At 61.5% G+C, this 18,501-nt stretch carries 17 protein-coding genes; 5 read left to right on the top strand and 12 right to left on the bottom strand.

Annotated elements, in window-relative coordinates:
* Positions 1 to 10 precede the first annotated feature (10 nt).
* Positions 11 to 1,042, top strand: coding sequence for a TRAP transporter substrate-binding protein (locus tag KUV38_RS19470; RefSeq protein ID WP_222471881.1), 1,032 nt, complete (start codon positions 11 to 13; stop codon positions 1,040 to 1,042).
* A gap of 67 nt (positions 1,043 to 1,109) precedes the next feature.
* Here the strand turns inward: KUV38_RS19470 and KUV38_RS19465 are convergent, their stop codons facing one another.
* The 8 genes from KUV38_RS19465 to KUV38_RS19430 form a co-directional block, all read right to left on the bottom strand.
* The gene (locus tag KUV38_RS19465; RefSeq protein WP_222471880.1) at positions 1,110 to 1,352 is read right to left on the bottom strand and encodes a hypothetical protein; all 243 of its coding nucleotides are present in this window, start codon (positions 1,350 to 1,352) and stop codon (positions 1,110 to 1,112) included.
* A 118-nt stretch (positions 1,353 to 1,470) separates the two neighbouring features.
* A complete protein-coding gene (gene tkt / locus KUV38_RS19460; RefSeq protein WP_222471879.1) occupies positions 1,471 to 3,456 on the bottom strand; it encodes a transketolase in 1,986 nt (661 codons plus the stop codon).
* 201 nt (positions 3,457 to 3,657) lie between these two features.
* Positions 3,658 to 4,881: an NADH:ubiquinone reductase (Na(+)-transporting) subunit F gene (gene nqrF, locus KUV38_RS19455; RefSeq protein ID WP_222471878.1), complete on the bottom strand. Its 1,224-nt coding sequence runs from the start codon at positions 4,879 to 4,881 to the stop codon at positions 3,658 to 3,660.
* A 10-nt stretch (positions 4,882 to 4,891) separates the two neighbouring features.
* A complete protein-coding gene (nqrE, locus tag KUV38_RS19450; protein ID WP_222471877.1) occupies positions 4,892 to 5,500 on the bottom strand; it encodes an NADH:ubiquinone reductase (Na(+)-transporting) subunit E in 609 nt (202 codons plus the stop codon).
* Positions 5,500 to 6,153, bottom strand: a complete 654-nt coding sequence (locus tag KUV38_RS19445) for an NADH:ubiquinone reductase (Na(+)-transporting) subunit D (RefSeq protein ID WP_222471876.1) — start codon at positions 6,151 to 6,153, stop codon at positions 5,500 to 5,502. The genes nqrE and KUV38_RS19445 overlap by 1 nt, the downstream gene beginning before the upstream one ends.
* Positions 6,153 to 7,019 carry a Na(+)-translocating NADH-quinone reductase subunit C gene (locus KUV38_RS19440; protein ID WP_410001053.1) on the bottom strand — a complete coding sequence of 289 codons (867 nt, stop codon included), beginning with the start codon at positions 7,017 to 7,019 and terminating at the stop codon, positions 6,153 to 6,155. The genes KUV38_RS19445 and KUV38_RS19440 overlap by 1 nt, the downstream gene beginning before the upstream one ends.
* A 46-nt stretch (positions 7,020 to 7,065) precedes the next feature.
* Positions 7,066 to 8,265, bottom strand: coding sequence for an NADH:ubiquinone reductase (Na(+)-transporting) subunit B (locus KUV38_RS19435; RefSeq protein ID WP_222471874.1), 1,200 nt, complete (start codon positions 8,263 to 8,265; stop codon positions 7,066 to 7,068).
* 3 nt (positions 8,266 to 8,268) lie between these two features.
* The gene (locus KUV38_RS19430; RefSeq protein WP_222472131.1) at positions 8,269 to 9,612 is read right to left on the bottom strand and encodes a Na(+)-translocating NADH-quinone reductase subunit A; all 1,344 of its coding nucleotides are present in this window, start codon (positions 9,610 to 9,612) and stop codon (positions 8,269 to 8,271) included.
* A gap of 186 nt (positions 9,613 to 9,798) precedes the next feature.
* Between KUV38_RS19430 and KUV38_RS19425 the strand changes: the two genes are divergently transcribed.
* Together KUV38_RS19425 and nqrM are read left to right on the top strand one after the other, a co-directional pair.
* A complete protein-coding gene (locus KUV38_RS19425; RefSeq protein ID WP_222471873.1) occupies positions 9,799 to 10,809 on the top strand; it encodes an FAD:protein FMN transferase in 1,011 nt (336 codons plus the stop codon).
* Positions 10,810 to 10,826: 17 nt separating this feature from the next.
* Positions 10,827 to 11,066 carry a (Na+)-NQR maturation NqrM gene (gene nqrM / locus KUV38_RS19420; protein WP_222471872.1) on the top strand — a complete coding sequence of 80 codons (240 nt, stop codon included), beginning with the start codon at positions 10,827 to 10,829 and terminating at the stop codon, positions 11,064 to 11,066.
* A gap of 1 nt (position 11,067) precedes the next feature.
* Here the strand turns inward: nqrM and KUV38_RS19415 are convergent, their stop codons facing one another.
* Positions 11,068 to 11,256, bottom strand: coding sequence for a hypothetical protein (locus KUV38_RS19415; RefSeq protein ID WP_222471871.1), 189 nt, complete (start codon positions 11,254 to 11,256; stop codon positions 11,068 to 11,070).
* A gap of 82 nt (positions 11,257 to 11,338) precedes the next feature.
* Between KUV38_RS19415 and KUV38_RS19410 the strand changes: the two genes are divergently transcribed.
* Positions 11,339 to 11,860 carry a CBS domain-containing protein gene (locus tag KUV38_RS19410; protein ID WP_222471870.1) on the top strand — a complete coding sequence of 174 codons (522 nt, stop codon included), beginning with the start codon at positions 11,339 to 11,341 and terminating at the stop codon, positions 11,858 to 11,860.
* 298 nt (positions 11,861 to 12,158) lie between these two features.
* Positions 12,159 to 14,948, top strand: a complete 2,790-nt coding sequence (locus KUV38_RS19405) for a bifunctional aconitate hydratase 2/2-methylisocitrate dehydratase (protein ID WP_222471869.1) — start codon at positions 12,159 to 12,161, stop codon at positions 14,946 to 14,948.
* Between the two features lie 144 nt (positions 14,949 to 15,092).
* Here the strand turns inward: KUV38_RS19405 and KUV38_RS19400 are convergent.
* The 3 genes from KUV38_RS19400 to KUV38_RS19390 all read right to left on the bottom strand — a co-directional run bounded on the left by KUV38_RS19400 (position 15,093) and on the right by KUV38_RS19390 (position 18,414).
* Positions 15,093 to 16,219, bottom strand: a protein-coding gene (locus KUV38_RS19400; RefSeq protein ID WP_222471868.1) for an IS3 family transposase whose coding sequence is annotated in 2 segments (ribosomal slippage) — positions 15,093 to 15,955 and positions 15,955 to 16,219 — 1,128 coding nt in all. Because the reading frame shifts where the segments join, the coding sequence is not laid out codon by codon here.
* A gap of 1,083 nt (positions 16,220 to 17,302) precedes the next feature.
* Entirely contained in the window at positions 17,303 to 17,932 is a 630-nt protein-coding gene (locus tag KUV38_RS19395; RefSeq protein WP_222471867.1) for a M35 family metallo-endopeptidase, read from the bottom strand.
* Complete coding sequence (locus KUV38_RS19390; RefSeq protein ID WP_222471866.1) at positions 17,929 to 18,414, bottom strand: hypothetical protein; 486 nt, start codon at positions 18,412 to 18,414, stop codon at positions 17,929 to 17,931. Before KUV38_RS19390 ends, KUV38_RS19395 begins: the two co-directional genes overlap by 4 nt.
* Between the last annotated feature and the right edge of the window lie 87 nt (positions 18,415 to 18,501).

Raw genomic sequence — 18,501 nt, 5'->3', positions numbered from 1 at the left:
GAGTGAGAGGATGGATCGCAGACAGATTTTGGGAGCACTGGGCGGCATTGCCCTGGCCACCATGGGCGCCACGAGTGCCTTGGCACAGGAGGTGACGCTGCGGATGCACCAGTTCCTGCCGCCACAGGCCAATGTGCCGAAGCTGGTTCTCGACAAATGGGCTGCCGACGTGATGGAGCAGTCCGAAGGGCGCATCAAGGTGGAGCACTACCCCTCCATGCAGCTCGGTGGCACGCCGCCCGAGCTGATGGACCAAGCCATCGACGGCTCGGCGGATATCGTCTGGACGGTGGTCGGTTACACCCCCGGTCGTTACCCGCGCACCGAGGTGTTCGAACTGCCTTTCATGGTGACCACCGCTAAAGCCGCCAGCCGCGCCTATTGGGAGATGTTCGAAGAGCATATGCGGGACACCGAGTTCAAGGATGTCCACATCCTCGGCACGTGGGTGCACGGGCCGGGCATGTTCCACACTCAAGACCCGATCGAAGAGCCGGGCGACCTTGAGGGCATGAAGATTCGCGGCGGCTCGCGCACCGTGAACATGCTGCTGGAGAGCCTCGGTGCCACACCGGTCGGCCTGCCGGTTCCGGCCGTGTCGGAGGCGCTGTCCAAGGGTGTGATCGACGGCACGACCATTCCTTGGGAGGTGACCGCCGCGCTCAAGGTGGCCGAGCTTGTGCCCAACCACACCGAGTTCAAGGATGTGTCGCTCTACACGCTCACCTTTGTGCTGGCGATGAACAAGGACAAGTATGAGAGCCTGCCTGATGACCTCAAGAAGGTGATCGACGACAACTCCGGCCTCGAGTTCTCGATGTTTGCCGGTGACACGATGGAAGCTTCCGATGCGCCCTCACGGCAGATCGCAGTGGATCTCGGTAACAACATCATCACCCTCGACGAGGAAGCGACCGCCGAATGGCGTGAACTGTCCGAGCCGATCTATGAAGCCTGGGTGAAGGACATGGACGCGAAGGGGATCGACGGTCAGGCGCTGATCGACGAGGCCCGCGCCAAGATTGCCGAATATACCGAGTGATCTGACACTTCAGATATGATCAGGGCCGCGGCGCAAGCGTCGCGGCCCTTTTTGTTGCCTGCGCGGCTCAGTCGCCGAGGGTCTCCAGAGTGCCGGCGTCGATGGCGGCAACCAGCTCTTCATCGCTGAGAAGGCCATCGCCGTCGGTATCCAGAGCGCCGTACTGCTCTTCGGTGAAGCCCTCATAGACAGCGGCCACCTCGTCAAACGAGGCCATGCTGTCGCCGTCGGTGTCGATCATCTCGACTTCGGCAAGGGCGGGAAGGGCCGCAAAAGCGGCGAGAAGAGCGCCAAATGCCACTCGTCTCATGTGCATCTCCATAGCTGCAAGCAGCGACCCCATCGGCCGCTGCGGCGCGGACATTGGCAGAAATTCCGGCAAGCGCCAGAGGGGTCGACGCGCACATCCTCGTGATCGGTGGAAGGTGTCAGAGACTGCGTTTCACGGCCTCTGCAACAGCCTCAGGCGTGATGTCGAAATGCTCGAACAAGTCGGGGTAATCGCCCGACGCGCCGAACCCTTCCATGCCGATGAAAACGCCGTCGGCGCCGATGTAGCGGTCCCACCCAAAGCGCACGGCAGCCTCGACAGCCACGCGCGGCGCGTTGCCCAGAACCTCGTCGCGGTAGGCTTTGGGCTGCGCCTCGAAAATCTCCCAGCAGGGCATGGAGACGACGGCAGCCTGAATGCCCTCGCCCGCCAACCGCTCGCGGGCTACTAGGGCTACGGCGACCTCGCTGCCCGTTGCCAGAATCGTCGCCTGGCGTGGGCCTGCGGCCTCTGCGAGCACGTAGGCACCTTTGGCGGAGCGATTCTCGGGTCCAGCATCGGCGCGCACAACGTCGAGAGGCTGACGGGAGCAGATGATGGAGGTAGGCCCTGTCTTGTGCTTCAGCCCCAGTTCCCAAGCCTCTGCCATCTCGACGGCATCGGCGGGCCGGATTGTCCACATGTTCGGGTAGGCGCGGAGCGAGGCGAGGTATTCGACCGGCTGGTGTGTCGGGCCATTCTTGCCGATGCCGATGCTGTCGTGGCTGAAGACGAACAGGCCCGGGATCCGCATGAGCGCGGCCATTCGGAGCGTGTGGCGCATATAGTCGGAGAACACAAGGAAGGTGGTTCCCATCGCGACGATGCCGCCGTGCACTGTCATCCCGTTCATCATCGCGCCCATCGCGTGCTCGCGCACACCGTAGTGGATGTAACGGCCCGCTCGGTCATTTGCCGTGAACGGTGCAAGTTGGCGCTTGTGCTGGGTGGCGGCCTCAAGATCGGGGGCGCCCGAGATCAACTCGGGGATGGTCTCGGCAGCCGTTGCGACCATCTCTCCCGATGCACGAATTCCGGGCAGTGGACCGGCGCTGGCAAGCTCGGCTTTCTTCGCATGAAGCGCGTCTTCCCAACCAGCCGGGAGATCGCCCGCCATCAACCTGTCCCACTCCGCGCGGGTCTCAGCGTCCAGCGCATTCAGCCGAGCCTCCCAAGCCGCCCGCTCGGAGGCGCCGCGGGCGCCAGCTTCGCGCCAAGCGGCATCGATCTCGGATGGCAGTTCAAAGGGCGCGTGGGGCCAGTTTAGGCTCTCGCGGGCGGCGTCGGTATCTTCAGTGGTTATCTTGCCCCCATGCGCCGCGCGGTCGTTCTGGATGCGCGGGATGCCGAAGCCGATGAAGGTGCGGCAGGCGATCATGCTGGGACGATCATCGGTTTTGGCAGCGGCAATCGCCTCCGCCACTGCCTCAGGATCGTGGCCGTTGACCCCCTGCACGTGCCAGCCGTTGTTCTCGAACCGTTTGACCTGATCTTCCGAAACAGCTTGGTCGGTCGGGCCATCGTCGGTCATGCGGTTGTCGTCCCACAGGAAGATCAGCTTCCCGAGCTTGAGGTGGCCCGCCAGCGCGATCACCTCGGCGGCGATGCCCTCCATCAGGCAGCCGTCGCCGGTGTAGGCGTAGGTGTAATGGTCCACTAGGCCATCACCGAACTTGGCGTTCAGGATGCGCTCGGCCACGGCCATGCCGACGGCATTGGCAATCCCCTGCCCTAGCGGGCCGGTCGTGGTTTCGATCCCGGCTTCGGGATCATATTCGGGGTGGCCGGCGGTATGGGAGCCGAGAACCCGGAAGTTCTTTACCTGCTCCATGTCGATCTTTTCATACCCGCAGAGGCACAGCAGCGAGTAGAGCAGCATCGAACCGTGGCCGGCGGAATGAACGAAGCGGTCACGGTCCGGCCAAGTGGGATTCGCGGCGTCAAACTTCAGGTGGCGGGTGAAGAGTGCGGTCGCAATGTCGGCGCCGCCGAGCGGTGTGCCCGGGTGGCCATCGGCTGCACGGACAATAGCATCCATCGACAGAAAGCGGATCGCATGGGCCATGCGGCGCAGGTCGATTTTGGTTTCGGTCTGAACGTTCATGGCGTGGCTCCTCCCTACAGGGCGGGCACACAACCCGCGCCCGTTGGTAGCGACTCCGCCGGGCCGCGACAAATTCAAAAACTTAATGATCCTGTTAGCAAAACTTCACTTACAGCGAGAGCCCAAGGGACAGCCCAGAAAGCGAAGCGGGGACACAGGCCTTTGCCCACATCCCCGCAATGTCTCAATGATCAAGGCGGATCAGCCGCCGAAGTCGTCCAGCATGATGTCTTCGCGGTCGACCCCAAGCTCCAGAAGCATGTTGATGACCGACTGGTTCATGATGGGCGGACCGCACATGTAGTATTCGCAGTCCTCGGGGTTCGGGTGATCCTTGAGGTACTCCTCGTAGAGCACGTTGTGGATGAAGCCGGTGTAACCCTTCCAGTCGTCCTCGGGCAGAGCATCAGAGAGCGCCACGTGCCACTCGAAATTGTCGAACTCCTCGGCCAGTTGGTCGAAGTCCTCGACAAAGAACATCTCGCGCTTGGAGCGGGCGCCGTACCAGAAGGTGATCTTGCGATCCCGGTTTTCGAGGCGCTTGAGCTGGTCGAAGATGTGGCTCCGCATCGGGGCCATACCCGCACCGCCACCGATGAAGACCATCTCCTTGGGCGTGTCGCGCGCGAAGAACTCGCCGAAGGGCCCGGAAATGGTAACCTTATCGCCCGGCTTGAGGTTGAAGATGTAGCTCGACATCTTGCCCGGCGGGATGCCTTCGGTGCGCGGCGGCGGCGTGGCGATCCGGACGTTGAGCATGATCAGGCCCTTCTCGTCCGGGTAGTTGGCCATCGAATAGGCGCGCTCGATCGGCTCGTCGAGCGTGGACTCGTACTGCCAGATGTTGAACTTGTCCCAGTCCTCCCGATACTCCTCCTCAACGGCGAAGTCGGTGTATTTGACGCGGTGTGCCGGGGCCTCGATCTGGATGTAGCCGCCGGCGCGGAAGTTCACATCTTCTCCCTCGGGCAGTTCCAGCACGAGGTTCTTGATGAAGGTGGCGACGTTCTCGTTGGAGCGCACGGTGCACTCCCACTTTTTGACGCCAAAGACCTCTTCGGGGACTTCGACCTCCATGTCTTGCTTGACTGCAACCTGGCATGAGAGACGGTCACCGCAGGAGGCCTCACGCTTGGTGATGTGGCTTTCCTCGGTGGGCAGGATCGAACCGCCCCCGGAGTGAATCCGCACGCGGCACTGTGCACAGGTGCCGCCGCCGCCGCAGGCTGACGGGACAAAGAGTTTCTCGGCCGCGAGGGTCTGCAGCAGTTTGCCACCGGCGGGGACGCTGATGGTCTTTTCACCGTTGATGGTGATGTTGACGTTGCCCGAAGAGACCAGCCGCGAGCGGGCGGCGAGGATGATCGTCACCAGCGCGATGACGATGACCGAGAAGAGGGCTACGCCGAGAGTAAAGGTTTCCATCGCGCCGCCCTCAGAGATTTACGCCGGAGAAGGACATGAAGGCCATGGCCATCAGTCCGGCGCTGATGAAGGTAATCCCAAGGCCCTGCAGCCCGTCGGGAATGTCGGAGTACTTCAGCTTTTCGCGCACGCCGGCCATTGCGGTGATCGCCAGCGCCCAGCCGAAGCCGGACGAGACGCCATAGACTGTGGACTGGGCGAGGTCATAGTCACGTTCCACCATGAAGAGCGAACCGCCGAGGATGGCGCAGTTCACGGTGATCAGCGGTAGGAAGACGCCCAGCGCGTTGTAGAGCGGCGGGAAATACTTATCGAGGATCATCTCGAGGATCTGCACCATCGCGGCGATCACCCCGATGTAGGAGATCAGACCAAGGAAGGTGAGATCGACATCCGGAAAGCCAGCCCACGCCAGCGCACCGGGCGCAAGCAGGTAAGTCAGGATCAGGTTGTTGGCCGGCACGGTGATCGATTGTACGACGATCACCGAGATACCAAGGCCCATAGCCGTGGCGACCTTTTTGGAGACGGCGAGGAAGGTGCACATGCCGAGAAAGAAGGCCAGCGCCATGTTCTCGACGAAGATGGCCTTTACGGCGAGAGAGAGAAGCTCTTCCATCAGTGCGCCTCCACGCTCTGGATGCGGTATTCACGCTCTTCTACCTGCTCGGGCTTCCAGCTGCGGAAGGCCCAGATCAGCAGGCCGATCACGAAGAAAGCCGAAGGCGGCAGGAGCAGCAGGCCGTTCGGCACGTACCAGCCGCCGTTGTTGGTGGTTTGCAGGATGGTGATGCCGAAGAGGGAGCCGGAGCCGAAGAGCTCGCGGATGAAGCCCACCAGCATCAGGATCAACCCATAGCCCAGGCCGTTGCCCACACCGTCGATGAAGGAGGCGATCGGCGGGTTCTTCATGGCGAAGGCTTCGGCCCGGCCCATCACAATGCAGTTGGTGATGATCAGGCCGACGAAGACCGAGAGCGTCTTGGAGATCTCGTAGGCGTAGGCCTTGAGCACCTGATCGACTACGATCACGAGCGATGCAATGATGATCATCTGCACGATGATCCGGATCGACGAGGGGATCTGGCTGCGGAGCACCGAGATGAACATTGAGGCGAAGCCCGTCACCAAGGTCACGGCGATGGTCATCACTAGTGCCACCTGCAACGAGGATGTAACCGCCAGCGCCGAGCAGATGCCCAGCACCTGAAGGGTGATCGGGTTGTTGTCGACCATCGGGTCGACGAGCATGGTCCGGTAGGTCTGTGCCATCAGATGTCTCCTGCCCTCACGCGTTCCAGAAACGGCTCGAAACCGCGCTCGCTCATCCAGAAGCGCACGAGGTTGTCGACCCCGCGCGAGGTAAGCGTCGCGCCCGAGAGCGCATCAACGAAGTATTCCTGCCCCTGCGGCGGCGGGGTCTTGGCCACGGTGATGGCCAGCTCGCCCTCGCCATCCTCCGTGCGCAACTCCTTACCGCGCCAGAGCGCCTTCCAGCGGGGATTGTCTACCTCAGCGCCGAGGCCCGGGGTCTCGGCATGTTCGTAGAACTGGAGGCCGTAGATGGTGTTGCCGTCCTCTTCGATGGCCATGAAGCCATAGAGCGTCGACCAGAGGCCGTAGCCGTAGACCGGCAGCACAACTTTATCGAGGCTGCCGTCGGCGTTGCGCAGCACATAAACGGTGACGTAATTCGCCTGCCGACCGATGCTGGCCGGGTCGTCATCCAGCGGGGCAGAAAGGGTCAGATCCTCGGCAGCGGCGCGGTCATCAAAAGTGAGCGGGTCCAGCAGCTGGCCTTCCACATCGGCGCCATCGGCGAATTCCCCGGTTTCGAGCTCAAGCACGTGTGGCTCGAATTGCTCGAACGCCTCGGCCACATCGGTGCCGTCTTCGTAAAGGCCGGCGACCTGAAGGATGTTCACCTGCTTGTCGAGCGCGGCGTTCTGCTCCTGCAAGGGGCGCAGCGACACAGCGGCGGCGGACACCACCATCGAGGCGACGAGGCAGAGGCCCAGCGCCACAACCACAGTCTTGACCGTGTTGTCGGCCGGCGTGTCGAGGAAACGGCGCAAAAAGCCGCCGCCCTGCACCACCTCGCCCTCGGGCGCGGGCAGGTCACGGTCTGGCGGGTTCATCTCGGGGGTGAAGTCGGCTTCCCCCTGATTGGTCTGGTTGTCCTTGTCAGGCATGGCGGCGGGCCCTCCTGCGGATGTTGGCCTGCACGACGAAGTAGTCGATCAGCGGAGCGAAGACATTGCCGAACAGGATGGCGAGCATCATGCCTTCAGGGAAGGCCGGGTTCACCACACGGATCATCACGACCATGAACCCAATCAGCGCGCCATAGATGTAACGGCCCATGTTGGTGTGCGAGCCCGAGACCGGCTCCGTCACCATGAAGACGAGGCCAAAGGCGTAGCCGCCGATGACAAGGTGCCAGTACCACGGTGTTGCGAAGGCCGGGTTACTGTCGGACCCGATCCAGTTGAGCAGGGACGAAAAAGCGATCATGCCCAGCAGGCAGCCGACGACCATCCGGTAGTTGGCGATCTTGGTCACCAGCAGGAATGCGAGGCCGATCAGGCAGGCGATGGTCGAGGTCTCACCGATGCAGCCCTGTATCGTGCCGATGAAGGCATCCATCCAGGTGATCCCGTATTCGGGCAGCGCAGCGGGGCCTTCGGAGGCGGTGATGGAGAGCGCGGTGGCGCCCGAGAAACCATCAACCGGGGTCCAGATCGTGTCGCCCGACATGTAAGCGGGATAGGCAAAGTAGAGGAATGCTCGGCCCACCAGCGCGGGGTTCAGGAAGTTCTTGCCAGTACCGCCAAAAACCTCTTTGCCGATCACCACGCCGAAGGAAATGCCCAGCGCGACCTGCCAGAGCGGCGTCGAAGCGGGGAGGATCAGCGTGTAGAGCATGGAGGTGACGAGAAAGCCCTCGTTCACCTCATGCCGCCGGATCGTGGCAAAAAGCACCTCCCAAGCGCCACCTGCGGCGAGAGTGACGATGTAGATCGGCAGGAAGTACATCAGCCCGTGCAGCATGTTGGCAATCGGGTTCGCCGGGTTGAAGCCAATGCCCAGCCCGTCGATGATTGCCGCGCGCCAACCCGATGCTCCATGCTCGGCAATCGCGAGATTGGTCTGGAGCCCAGTGTTGTAAAGGCCGAAGAGGATGCATGGCACCGTGGCGAGCACCACGTATGTCATGATCCGCTTCATATCGATGTAGCTGCGCGCGTGGGGCGCGGCGGTGGTCACCGTCTTGGGGGTGTAGAGGAAGCTCTCCACCATCTCGTAGACAGGGAACCACTTCTCGTACTTGCCGCCCTTCACGAAGTGCGGCTCGATGCGGTCGAAGAAGCTGCGCAAACCCATGGCTCAGCCTTCCTTTTCAATCTTGGTCAGACAGTCGCGCAGCGCCATGCCGTATTCATATTTGGCGGGGCAGGCAAAGCCGCAAAGCCCGAGGTCTTCTTCGTCAAGCTCAAGCGCGCCAAGCGCCTGAGCCTGATCGGTATCCATCACCAGAAGCGAGCGCAGGAGCTGAGTCGGCAGGAAGTCCTGCGGCATCAGCTCTTCGAATGTGCCAATGGGCACCATCGCCCGACGCCCGCCGTTGAGGTTGGTGGTCAGGTCATAGAGCTTTCGGCTGAAGGCCGAGCCGAGCACAGGTTGGAAGGCGAACTTGGACGCCATTGGCCGGATCCACCCCATCGGGATCTGCTTGTGATCCTCTTCCATCAGCGTGACCTGCCGGGCGTAGCGGCCCAAGTAGCCATCCACACCCTCGCCGGCCCGGCCACTGAGCACCGAGCCCGAGATCATGCGGATCGGGAGCCCATTCGGGTTGTCGCGCTCGCAAAGTTCGGCCAGCGAGGCGCCGACCACGGTTTTGACCAGCCGTGGCTGTGCCGCCAGCGGGCCGACGATGGCGATTGTCCGCGTGGTGTCGAGCTTGCCGGTGAGAAACAGGCGACCGATGGCGATGACATCGGCATAGCCGATGGTCCAGACGAACCGGTCCACCCTCGGCGGCTCGAGAAAGTGCATGTGGGTGCCGGCAAGTCCAGCCGGATGAGGTCCGGAGAACGTGGCTGCGGTAACCCCGGCAACATCCGCGCCCGGGATTTTGCTCCCTGCGGCATGGCACAGATAGGTTTTGCCCTCGGTGAGCAGCGCGACCGCCTCAAGCCCCCGAGTGAAGGCTTCGGCCTCTTCTGCGATGATCGGCGCAGGGTCGGGAGACAATGGCTCGGTGTCCATTGCGGTCACGTAAATGGCCGCGGGGCGGTCGCTGACGAGCGGAACATGCGAATAGGGGCGGGTCCGGAAGGAGGCCCAGAGACCGGCAGCACACAGGCGCTCTACGACACCATCGGCAGTCGAAGCATCACCAACTTGTGAAAAGTCCAGCGGCTCTGCAGCGCCCTCATCAACCTCGATCTCGACGCTGATGAGCTTGCGCCGTGCACCTCGGTTGATCGCCTTCACGCGGCCAGAGACCGGCGACGTGATCTGCGCATCGGGGTTGTCCTTGTGGGCCAGCACAGGCGCACCACGGGCGACTACGTCTCCCTCGGCGACAGCCAGGCGTGGCTTGAGCCCAATATAGTCTGCCCCGAGCAGCCCGATCGTGCTGACAGTCACGGCCTCAGCCGCTCCACTGGTTGCCGCACCTTCTATCGGAAGATCGAGGCCTCGCTTCAAAGTGTAGTTCTGCACTTGGATCGCCATCCGTTTTTCATACCTTGTGCAACGATGCGGCGGAGAACGAAACACCAACCGGGCGAATATTTATAAAGTTTTTTGCCCGCGCCTCGCTTGCAGCCGCAAACTCGACGCCATATGCAGGCACAGCGTTCTGCGCGCAAGCTTTCTGAGGAGGCATTTCTCGTGTCCGGCATCCCAATGATCAACCGCAGGTCTTTCCTGATTCTCTCCGCAGCCGCTCTGGCAGCGTGCAAGACAGGGGCCGAGGTGCTCAAGCTGAGCGGCTCTACCATGGGCACGACCTATAATGTCGTCGCCATTCCCGGCAGTGCCCGTGTCGACGAGAAGGCGCTGGATGCCGCGATCAAGACCGCGCTGGCCGAGGTCAACGTGCAGATGTCCAACTGGGACGCTGGCTCCGAAGTTTCGCGGATCAATGCTGCGGCGGCGAACGAGCCGATGGCTCTCTCCCCTGCCCTCGCCGGCGTGCTCCGCGCCGCCGATGATGTGCACCATGCAAGCGCTGGCCGGTTCGATGTGACCGTGGGTCCGCTGATTGAGCTTTGGGGCTTTGGCTCCACCGGCACTGCGTCTCACGTGCCTGCCGATGCCGACGTTGCTGAAGCGCTGGCACGCACCGGGCAAGAGCGGATGCTGACCCTCACCGGCGACACCCTGACCAAATCCGTAAGCGGCGCTGAGATCTACCTGCCGGCCATCGGCAAGGGCCATGGCGTCGACCGTGTGGCCGAGGCGGTTCGTGGCTTCGGGCTCACCGACTTCATGGTCGAGATCGGTGGCGACCTGTATGCCTCCGGCCGCAATGCGAGCGGCTTGCCTTGGCAGATCGGGATCGAGTCCCCCGTTGCGGGCGACCGTGCGCTGCACGCTGTGGCCAATGCAACTGATCTAGGGATGGCCACCTCCGGCGACTATCGCAACTTCTTTGAAGATGGCGGCAACCGCTACTCTCACATCATCGACCCGGCCACCGGCCGCCCGATCCTGCACAAAACCGTGTCGGCAACCGTGCTGACCGAGAGCGCCATGATGGCCGATGCATGGTCCACTGCGATGCTCGTGCTGGGGCGCGAACGCGGCATGGAAATTGCCGAAGAGCGCGGACTTGCCGTTGTGTTCATCGATCGTGAACCCGGCGAGGGCTTCACAACTGCCACCAGCAGCCACTACGCTTCTTTGCAGGCCTGACCGAAAGGCGCTTGCCCATGGAAACCGCACTGCTGACCTTTGTTATCCTCGGCCTCGTGATGCTGGGCATGGCCGTCGGCGTGATTTTCTCTGGGCGGCGGATCAAAGGAAGCTGCGGCGGTTTGAACGCCATCGGCGATGCAGATCAATGCCTTGTGTGCCACAAGGAAATCGACCCGGACAGCCCGCTGAAAGAGCGGCTTGGGCACTGCCCCCGCGCGCGGAAAATGCTCGAACGGGCTGGCGCCGCAGGCTGAACTAACCCGGCACCGCCAGCGGGACGAAGGCAAGCGTAAGCAGTCCTGCCGCCGCGATTACCCCGAAGAGCCAAAGCTGCCAACGTGGCCCCTCCGCTTTCCAGATGGCGCGGTAGCGATAGCCCGCGAGACAGACGATCACAAAGATGGTCGTCGCCACCGCGGGTGAGAGAATCTGATCTTCAAACACTTTTTACGCGCATCCTTGCCCGGTTCCGGTCTAGGCTGTCTGACACGGCCACCATTGGCAGGACAAGCGAGGAACTGATCACATGCCCGAGTCATACCGCCCTCATTTGCGCAAGGACGACGAGGAGAAACGCACGTCGAGCCAGTCAGTCGAGAGTAACACCAGCGTCTCGAATGCGCGGGTGCAGGATGTGCTCGACAGCAAGGATGCGACCGTTCACGCCATTCGTCCGCAACAGACCTTGCATGATGCGGTCGACCAGCTGCGCGATCACCGGATCGGTGCGCTCGTGGTGACCGATGCGAATGGCGAGCTCGTGGGCATCCTTTCGGAGCGCGACATCGTGCGGAAACTGGCGGACACGCCCGGCCACACCCTGCCCAAGAAGGTCGAAGAGGTCATGACTCGCGACGTTGAGACCTGCACCGCCGACGAGCCTCTGGTGACGGTTCTGACCCGGATGACGAAGGGCCGCTTCCGGCATATGCCGGTCGTCGAAGGGACATCGCTGATTGGGCTCATCACCATTGGCGACGCCGTGAACTTCCGGCTGAATCAGCTCGAGCTGGAAGCGCTTCAGATCAAGCAGCTGATCGTCGGATAAGCTCGGCGCGCTCTAGAACCTGCGTCTGCAATCTGGTGGCACCTTTTCGGGACCGCCCAGCAACTCGGCTTCTGCCTTGGGCTCTGCCCTTCCTTCGGGCATCTGAGTCGGAATTCGGGAGAGGCAGGTCGTCAACGACGCCCGGCCAGCATGACAATTCGCGCCAATTGGCTAAAGCTTGCAGTAGCTGTGACTTGGTTGTAGATGCCGCATTGTATACTATTGCACACAGATTGGTCCGGCTGTCCGTGACCGACAGCGCTGCACGCCAATTCGCAACAAGCAACGAGGAACGCCGATGAGCCTCTACGTCAGTTATCTTGAAGAAATCGCCGCCCGGAAAGAGCAGGGCCTGAGCCCCAAGCCCATCGATGACGGCGCGCTGACTGGCGAGATCATCGCCCAGATCAGGGATGCGGGCAACGCGCACCGCGAGGACTCGCTCAATCATTTCATTTACAACACCCTGCCCGGCACGACCTCTGCCGCTGGGGTCAAGGCTGAGCTTCTGAAAGAGATCATCCTCGGCAACTCCGTGGTGCCCGAGATCACCTCCGACTTCGCCTTCGAGCTGCTGTCCCACATGAAAGGTGGCCCCTCCGTGCGGGTACTGCTGGACCTGGCGCTCGGTGACGATGCGGCGATTGCCCGGCAGGCCGCTGATGTGCTGAAGACCCAAGTGTTCCTATACGAAGCAGATACGGACCGGCTCGAAGCCGCCCATAAGGCTGGCAACGCAGTGGCTACGGAAATCCTGCAAAGCTACGCCAAGGCAGAATTCTTCACCACGCTCCCAGAGGTCGAAGAAGAGATCAAGGTTGTGACCTTCATCGCCGCCGAGGGCGATATCTCGACCGACCTGCTCTCCCCGGGCAATCAGGCGCATTCCCGCGCCGACCGCGAGCTGCACGGCAAATGCATGTGCGACGAGGCTGCTCAAAAGCACATCGAGTCGCTCAAGCTTCAGCACCCGGACAAGCAGGTGATGCTCATTGCCGAAAAAGGCACCATGGGTGTTGGCTCCTCGCGGATGTCGGGCGTCAACAACGTGGCGCTCTGGACCGGCAAGCAGGCCTCCCCCTATGTGCCCTTCGTCAATTACGCGCCTGTCGTGGCCGGGACGAACGGGATCTCGCCGATCTTCCTCACCACAGTTGGCGTGACGGGCGGCATCGGGGTCGACCTCAAGAACTGGGTCAAAAAGATTGGCGACGATGGCAAGCCGATCCTCGGTAACGATGGCAACCCGATCCTCGAACAGAAATACTCGGTCGAGACCGGCAAAGTGCTGACGATCAACACCAAAGAAAAGAAGCTCTACGACGATAACGGCGTAGAGCTGGTCGACATGTCGTCGTCCTTCACGCCTCAGAAGCTCGAGTTCATGAAGGCAGGCAGCTCTTATGCCATCGTCTTCGGCAAGAAGCTTCAAACCACGGCGGCCGAGATCCTCGGCGTTGAGCCGACACCGGTGTTTGCGCCCTCCAAGGAGGTCAGCCACGAGGGGCAGGGCCTGACGGCGGTTGAGAAAATCTTCAATGCCAATGCCCTTGGCGCGACCCCGGGCAAAGTACTGCACGCTGGCTCGGATGTCCGGGTCAAGGTCAACATTGTCGGCAGCCAGGATACGACTGGTCCGATGACGGCTCAGGAGCTGGAGGCCATGGCCGCGACCGTGCTGTCGCCCGCCGTGGACGGCGCCTATCAGTCCGGCTGCCACACCGCCTCCGTATGGGACGCCAAAGCTCAAGCCAATACGCCCAAGCTCATGGCATTCATGAATAAATTCGGCCTCGTCACCGGGCGCGACCCAAAGGGTGAATATCACGCGATGACCGACGTGATCCACAAGGTGCTGAACGACATCACCGTGGACGACTGGGCTATCATCATCGGCGGCGACAGCCATACCAGGATGTCGAAAGGCGTGGCCTTCGGGGCCGACTCGGGCACCGTGGCGCTGGCACTCGCGACCGGCGAGGCCTCTATGCCGATCCCGGAATCGGTGAAGGTGACCTTCAAGGGCGAGATGGCGGACCACATGGATTTCCGCGATGTCGTCCACGCCACCCAGGCGCAAATGCTCAAACAGCACGGCGACAACGTGTTCCAGGGCCGGATCATCGAAGTGCACATTGGCACGCTGCTGGCAGACCAAGCCTTCACGTTTACCGACTGGACGGCCGAGATGAAGGCCAAGGCCTCGATCTGCATCTCCAATGATGACACGCTCATCGCGTCGCTGGAGTTGGCCAAACACCGCATCCAGATCATGATCAACAAGGGCATGGAGCATGACAACGGCATGCTCGCCAAGCTCATCGATATCGCAGAGGCGCGCATCGCGCAGATCCGCTCCGGCGAGAAGCCGGCGCTGAAGCCGGATGCCAACGCCAAGTATTATGCCGAAGTGGTCGTGGATCTCGACGCCATCGACGAGCCGATGATTGCAGACCCGGACGTGAACAACGCCGATGTCTCCAAGCGCTATACGCACGACACCATTCGCCCGATCTCCTACTACATGGCGGAGAAAAAGGTCGATCTTGGCTTCGTGGGCTCCTGCATGGTCCACAAGGGTGACATCAAAATTGTCGCTCAGATGCTCCGCAACCTTGAAGAAACTGCGGGCAGGGTCGAGTTCAAGGCACCACTCGTGGTCGCCGCACCGACCTACAACATCGTCGACGAGCTCAAGGAAGAAGGCGACTGGGAGATTCTTCAGCGTTACTCCGGCTTCGAGTTCGATGACCTCAACCTGAAGACCAAGGCGCGCACCGAGTATGAGAACATTCTCTACCTCGAGCGCCCGGGCTGTAACCTTTGCATGGGCAACCAGGAGAAGGCCGCAAAGGGTGACACCGTTTTGGCCACTTCGACCCGCCTGTTCCAAGGCCGTGTGGTTGCCGACAGTGATACCAAGAAGGGTGAGTCTCTTCTCGCGTCCACTCCGGTTGTTGTGCTTTCGGCCATTCTCGGTCGGACGCCGACCCTGTCTGAGTACAAGGAGGCGGTGAAGGGGATTGATCTGACCAAGTTTGCGCCTCCCAAGCAAACGCCTCTCGACTCACTGTCCGTTCACTTCTGAACCGGTCCAAATTGAAACGCAAAAGGCCCGCCAATCTGGCGGGCCTTTTTATTGGAGGGAACCATTTGGTTCCAATGTTCGTGTCGGTAAACTCAGGCCAAGCACGAAGCTGGACTGCCCCCTTCCGGTGGTCCGGTTTGATTGTTAGTGCATCGTCGGCCTCAGGTCTATGGGCACGATACTTCCTGGAACAGGCGGGCGATATCCCAAGGCGCTGTGCGGCCTGACCGTGTTGTAGTGAACCCGCCACTTCTCGATGATGATTTGGGCCTCGCGCAGGCTGTAGAACAGCTCACCGTTCAACAATTCATCGCGGAAGCGAGCGTTGAAGCTTTCACAGTATCCGTTCTCCCAGGGCGAGCCTGGTTCGATATACGCTGTCTTTGCGCCGACGGCGGCGATCCAGTCTCGCACCTTCTGCGCAATGAACTCCGGGCCATTGTCCGATCTGATGTATTGCGGCGGCCCACGCAGGATGAACAGATCGGTCAGCGCATCCAGCACGTCGGTTGAGTTGAGCCTGCGATCGACGCGGATCATCAGCGCCTCCCTGGTGTATTCGTCGATGATGTTGAGCGTCCGATAGACCCGGCCATCGTGGGTCCGGTCTTGCACGAAGTCATAGGACCATACGTGGTTCGGCCGCTCTGGCCTGAGACGAACGCATGACCCGTCGTTCAGCCAGAGCCGTCCCTTTTTCTTCTGTTTCTGCGGGACCTTCAGCCCTTCACGCCGCCAGATGCGTTCGACCCGCTTATGGTTCACATGCCAGCCTGCATTGTTCAGCATGCCGGTGACTATGCGGTAGCCATAGCGCCCGTATTGGTCAGCCAACTCGATGATGTCGTCGGTCAGACGCTCTTCATCGGCTCGACCCTGGGGCACCCTGCGCTGCGTGGATCGATGCTGGCCCAACGTGCGGCAGGCGCGGCGCTCGGACACGCCCAGTTCCTGCCGCACATGTTCGATGCAACTACGGCGGCGCGAAGGGCTCAGAAATTTCCCTTTGCTGCCTCGGTCAGGATCAGCTTGTCCAGGGTGAGATCAGACACAGCCCGCCGCAGCCGCTGGTTCTCTTTCTCCAGTTCCTTCAGCCGTGCGAGCTGAGACCTGCCCATCCCACCATAGAGCTTGCGCCATCGGTAGAACGTCTGCTGCGTCACGCCGATCTGGCGCACGGCCTCCGCGACCGTCATTCCTTGACCCTGCAAAACCTCAACTTGCCGAAGCTTCGATACGATCTCTTCGGGTTTCTCTCGTTTCCCAGCCATCGCTGATCCTCCAAACTACGGGACAAAACTATCCCAGTTGGTGGACCACTTTCAGGGGGCTACTCCAGTTGCGGGGGCTCGCAACTCACGATTTCTGCGGTTGGTCGAAGGCGTGGTCCCGCGGATTGCGGCGTAGAATTGGGAGGCGCGGGGTGACAGTGGGAGGCGAGAACCGCATAAATGGCCTTCGTTCAGCATTGCAAGTCAGCATTTTGGCTCACGCCGAGCCACAGAATTTCAAGATCGTCGTTCCGCGGAGAAGGGGATAGTTGGCCTCTGGCCGAAATCCCGGCGGACGGCTCGTGGCGGACGCTGCAAACTCCACCTCAACCATACTCATCGATGACCACCCCGATGACGTCGATGTAGGTGCAGAAATAGTAGCAAGACTTTCGGTGGAAAAACGCAGGGCAGCGGATCGGACGGCTCAGAACATGAAGCTTACTCTTGGCAGCCGGTCTATCAGTCAACTTGCTCTATTGCGGACACCCCGGCACCGTTCCTGTCGGCATCAACGAAAAGTGCTTCGGTTACGGAAAGTGTGCTGTGGTCGATTGTGCGGTATGTGTTCATGTTTCGACCGCGTGATAGCTTGCCATGTCGCACCATAGGTCACAATGGCGCGCCCTCTGTGCAGCCGCGGCTCGGTGAATGCAGGCATCCATCTATTGCGGAGTTCAGGACGAATGGCGGGCACAGGCGCCGCCCACTCAATGCAAGCGATACGAGACTGGGTCCCAATGGGCAGTGCTCGTTCACGTCAGAAACCTCTGATTTCCGGGCAACTTTTCGGTTTTCCGACGCGCCCGAACTGGCGTCTTTCACCTGTTCACCGGCACATCCTGCCGCAGCGGATATTCTTGAGCCTCGCGGAAGCGTAATTCGAGCGACGGCATCACGGTGAGCACCATATGGTCGTGCCAGTGCCGCGCGACGACCTGTGCACCGTCAGGACATCCCGCGCTCCCCAGTTTGACCTGCTGCGCCTGTGATCTTCGCAATGGTCCTTGACATGTCGCAGGTCGCCCCGGCCATGAATGGAGGGGATTGATCGACGCGGCGCGTAGATGCGCCGCGCTTGGGTCAGATGCCAGACGCTAGGTCTTCGGCGAAGTACTGGTAGTTGTCCGCCGTGCTTCGCGCGCGGTCGGCATCGACGCGGGCCAGTTGCTCGGCATTCTCGATCCCGTAATCGGCTTCATTGTCTCCGGTGACGTCGGAGTCGACGACATCGGCGACCACCGACAAGTGGGACGCCTCGTGGATGATGACACCGGCCCGGCTATCAGCCCCGCTTGTTCCAAGACCGAAGAATGGCGCCATCAGGAACATCTCGTCGACGGCATCGCCTGGCACGAAGGCCCATGTGCCGGGATCGATATCGGGGGCCGGCAGGCTCGTGTTCGGGCACCAGATGCTGGAAAACGAAAGCGAGACCAGAATCCCGGCATATACGTCACGCACCACGGCGTCATACTCGCCATCAGCCCCACCGAACCACCGCTGGAAGCGCGCTCCGCCTTCTGAATTGACCGGGGGCAGGGCATCGAGCGCCGCACCCACGAGGTCACGTGCACGCGCGACAGCAGCCTGGGCCGCGGTTTCCTCTGCCGCCGTGCAGGCGACGCGATATTCGTCGTAATCATCCGCAACCGCGCCGCCGGCCCAAAGGGAAAGCACCAACGCACTTACGCCGCTCCAACCCACCCTCATGATGCGTCTCCCGGAAAGGTCAGCATGCAATCGCCGCAGCGAATGGCCAGGTCCGAATTGACCTCCTCCGCGGCAATCCAGTCGTCCCTCTGGTCATGGGGGCTGTCGCCGTCACAGGCAAAGGCGCGGCTGGCGTGCAGAAGCCAGAAATGGCTGATCTCGCCCGTCGTCAGTCGACCCTTCGAGATACGAAATGCGTCGGAGTCAAGTGGCACGGTCTGCCAGTCGCCATTGGCCTTGACCTCTTTTATGGTGAAGATGTCGGGCGACTGCTTGATCCGAGCCACGCACATCGAGCCGCGGTCGAGCAGGGCGACAAGCTCGGCAGGGAAATCCTTGGCCAAACGTGCCTTCTTCTCAGCAAGCAGGTCCGCGATGCGCGGATCGTCCTTGCAGAAATCCGGCCCCGAGCCGCATGCCGCCATCGCCTGAGTAGCGGCGGCGATGGCCGAGAATGCGATAATGGGAATTAGTCGTTTCATGGCAACATCCTTCAATTGGAAATGTAGCCAAGCATACAACAGGCGGGCCCATCCGCCTAACGCCAAGCATCCGGTCGGGGTCTTTGC

The sequence above is a fragment of the Vannielia litorea genome (genome assembly GCF_019801175.1).
Taxonomy (GTDB): Bacteria; Pseudomonadota; Alphaproteobacteria; order Rhodobacterales; family Rhodobacteraceae; genus Vannielia; species Vannielia litorea_B.
The sequence above is the reverse complement of the archived record's forward strand: the minus strand, read 5'-3'. Positions and strand labels throughout refer to the sequence as shown.

Excerpts from the sequence above, each read along its gene's own strand:
- KUV38_RS19445 (WP_222471876.1), bottom strand. The coding sequence starts at position 6,153 with ATGGCACAGACCTACCGGACCATGCTCGTCGACCCGATGGTCGACAAC.
- KUV38_RS19440 (WP_410001053.1), bottom strand. The coding sequence starts at position 7,019 with ATGAACCCGCCAGACCGTGACCTGCCCGCGCCCGAGGGCGAGGTGGTG.
- KUV38_RS19435 (WP_222471874.1), bottom strand. The coding sequence starts at position 8,265 with ATGGGTTTGCGCAGCTTCTTCGACCGCATCGAGCCGCACTTCGTGAAG.
- nqrE (WP_222471877.1), bottom strand. The coding sequence starts at position 5,500 with ATGGAAGAGCTTCTCTCTCTCGCCGTAAAGGCCATCTTCGTCGAGAAC.
- KUV38_RS19410 (WP_222471870.1), top strand. The coding sequence starts at position 11,339 with ATGCCCGAGTCATACCGCCCTCATTTGCGCAAGGACGACGAGGAGAAA.
- KUV38_RS19465 (WP_222471880.1), bottom strand. The coding sequence starts at position 1,352 with ATGAGACGAGTGGCATTTGGCGCTCTTCTCGCCGCTTTTGCGGCCCTT.
- KUV38_RS19470 (WP_222471881.1), top strand. The coding sequence starts at position 11 with ATGGATCGCAGACAGATTTTGGGAGCACTGGGCGGCATTGCCCTGGCC.
- nqrF (WP_222471878.1), bottom strand. The coding sequence starts at position 4,881 with ATGGAAACCTTTACTCTCGGCGTAGCCCTCTTCTCGGTCATCGTCATC.
- KUV38_RS19425 (WP_222471873.1), top strand. The coding sequence starts at position 9,799 with ATGATCAACCGCAGGTCTTTCCTGATTCTCTCCGCAGCCGCTCTGGCA.
- KUV38_RS19405 (WP_222471869.1), top strand. The coding sequence starts at position 12,159 with ATGAGCCTCTACGTCAGTTATCTTGAAGAAATCGCCGCCCGGAAAGAG.
- nqrM (WP_222471872.1), top strand. The coding sequence starts at position 10,827 with ATGGAAACCGCACTGCTGACCTTTGTTATCCTCGGCCTCGTGATGCTG.
- tkt (WP_222471879.1), bottom strand. The coding sequence starts at position 3,456 with ATGAACGTTCAGACCGAAACCAAAATCGACCTGCGCCGCATGGCCCAT.
- KUV38_RS19395 (WP_222471867.1), bottom strand. The coding sequence starts at position 17,932 with ATGAGGGTGGGTTGGAGCGGCGTAAGTGCGTTGGTGCTTTCCCTTTGG.
- KUV38_RS19390 (WP_222471866.1), bottom strand. The coding sequence starts at position 18,414 with ATGAAACGACTAATTCCCATTATCGCATTCTCGGCCATCGCCGCCGCT.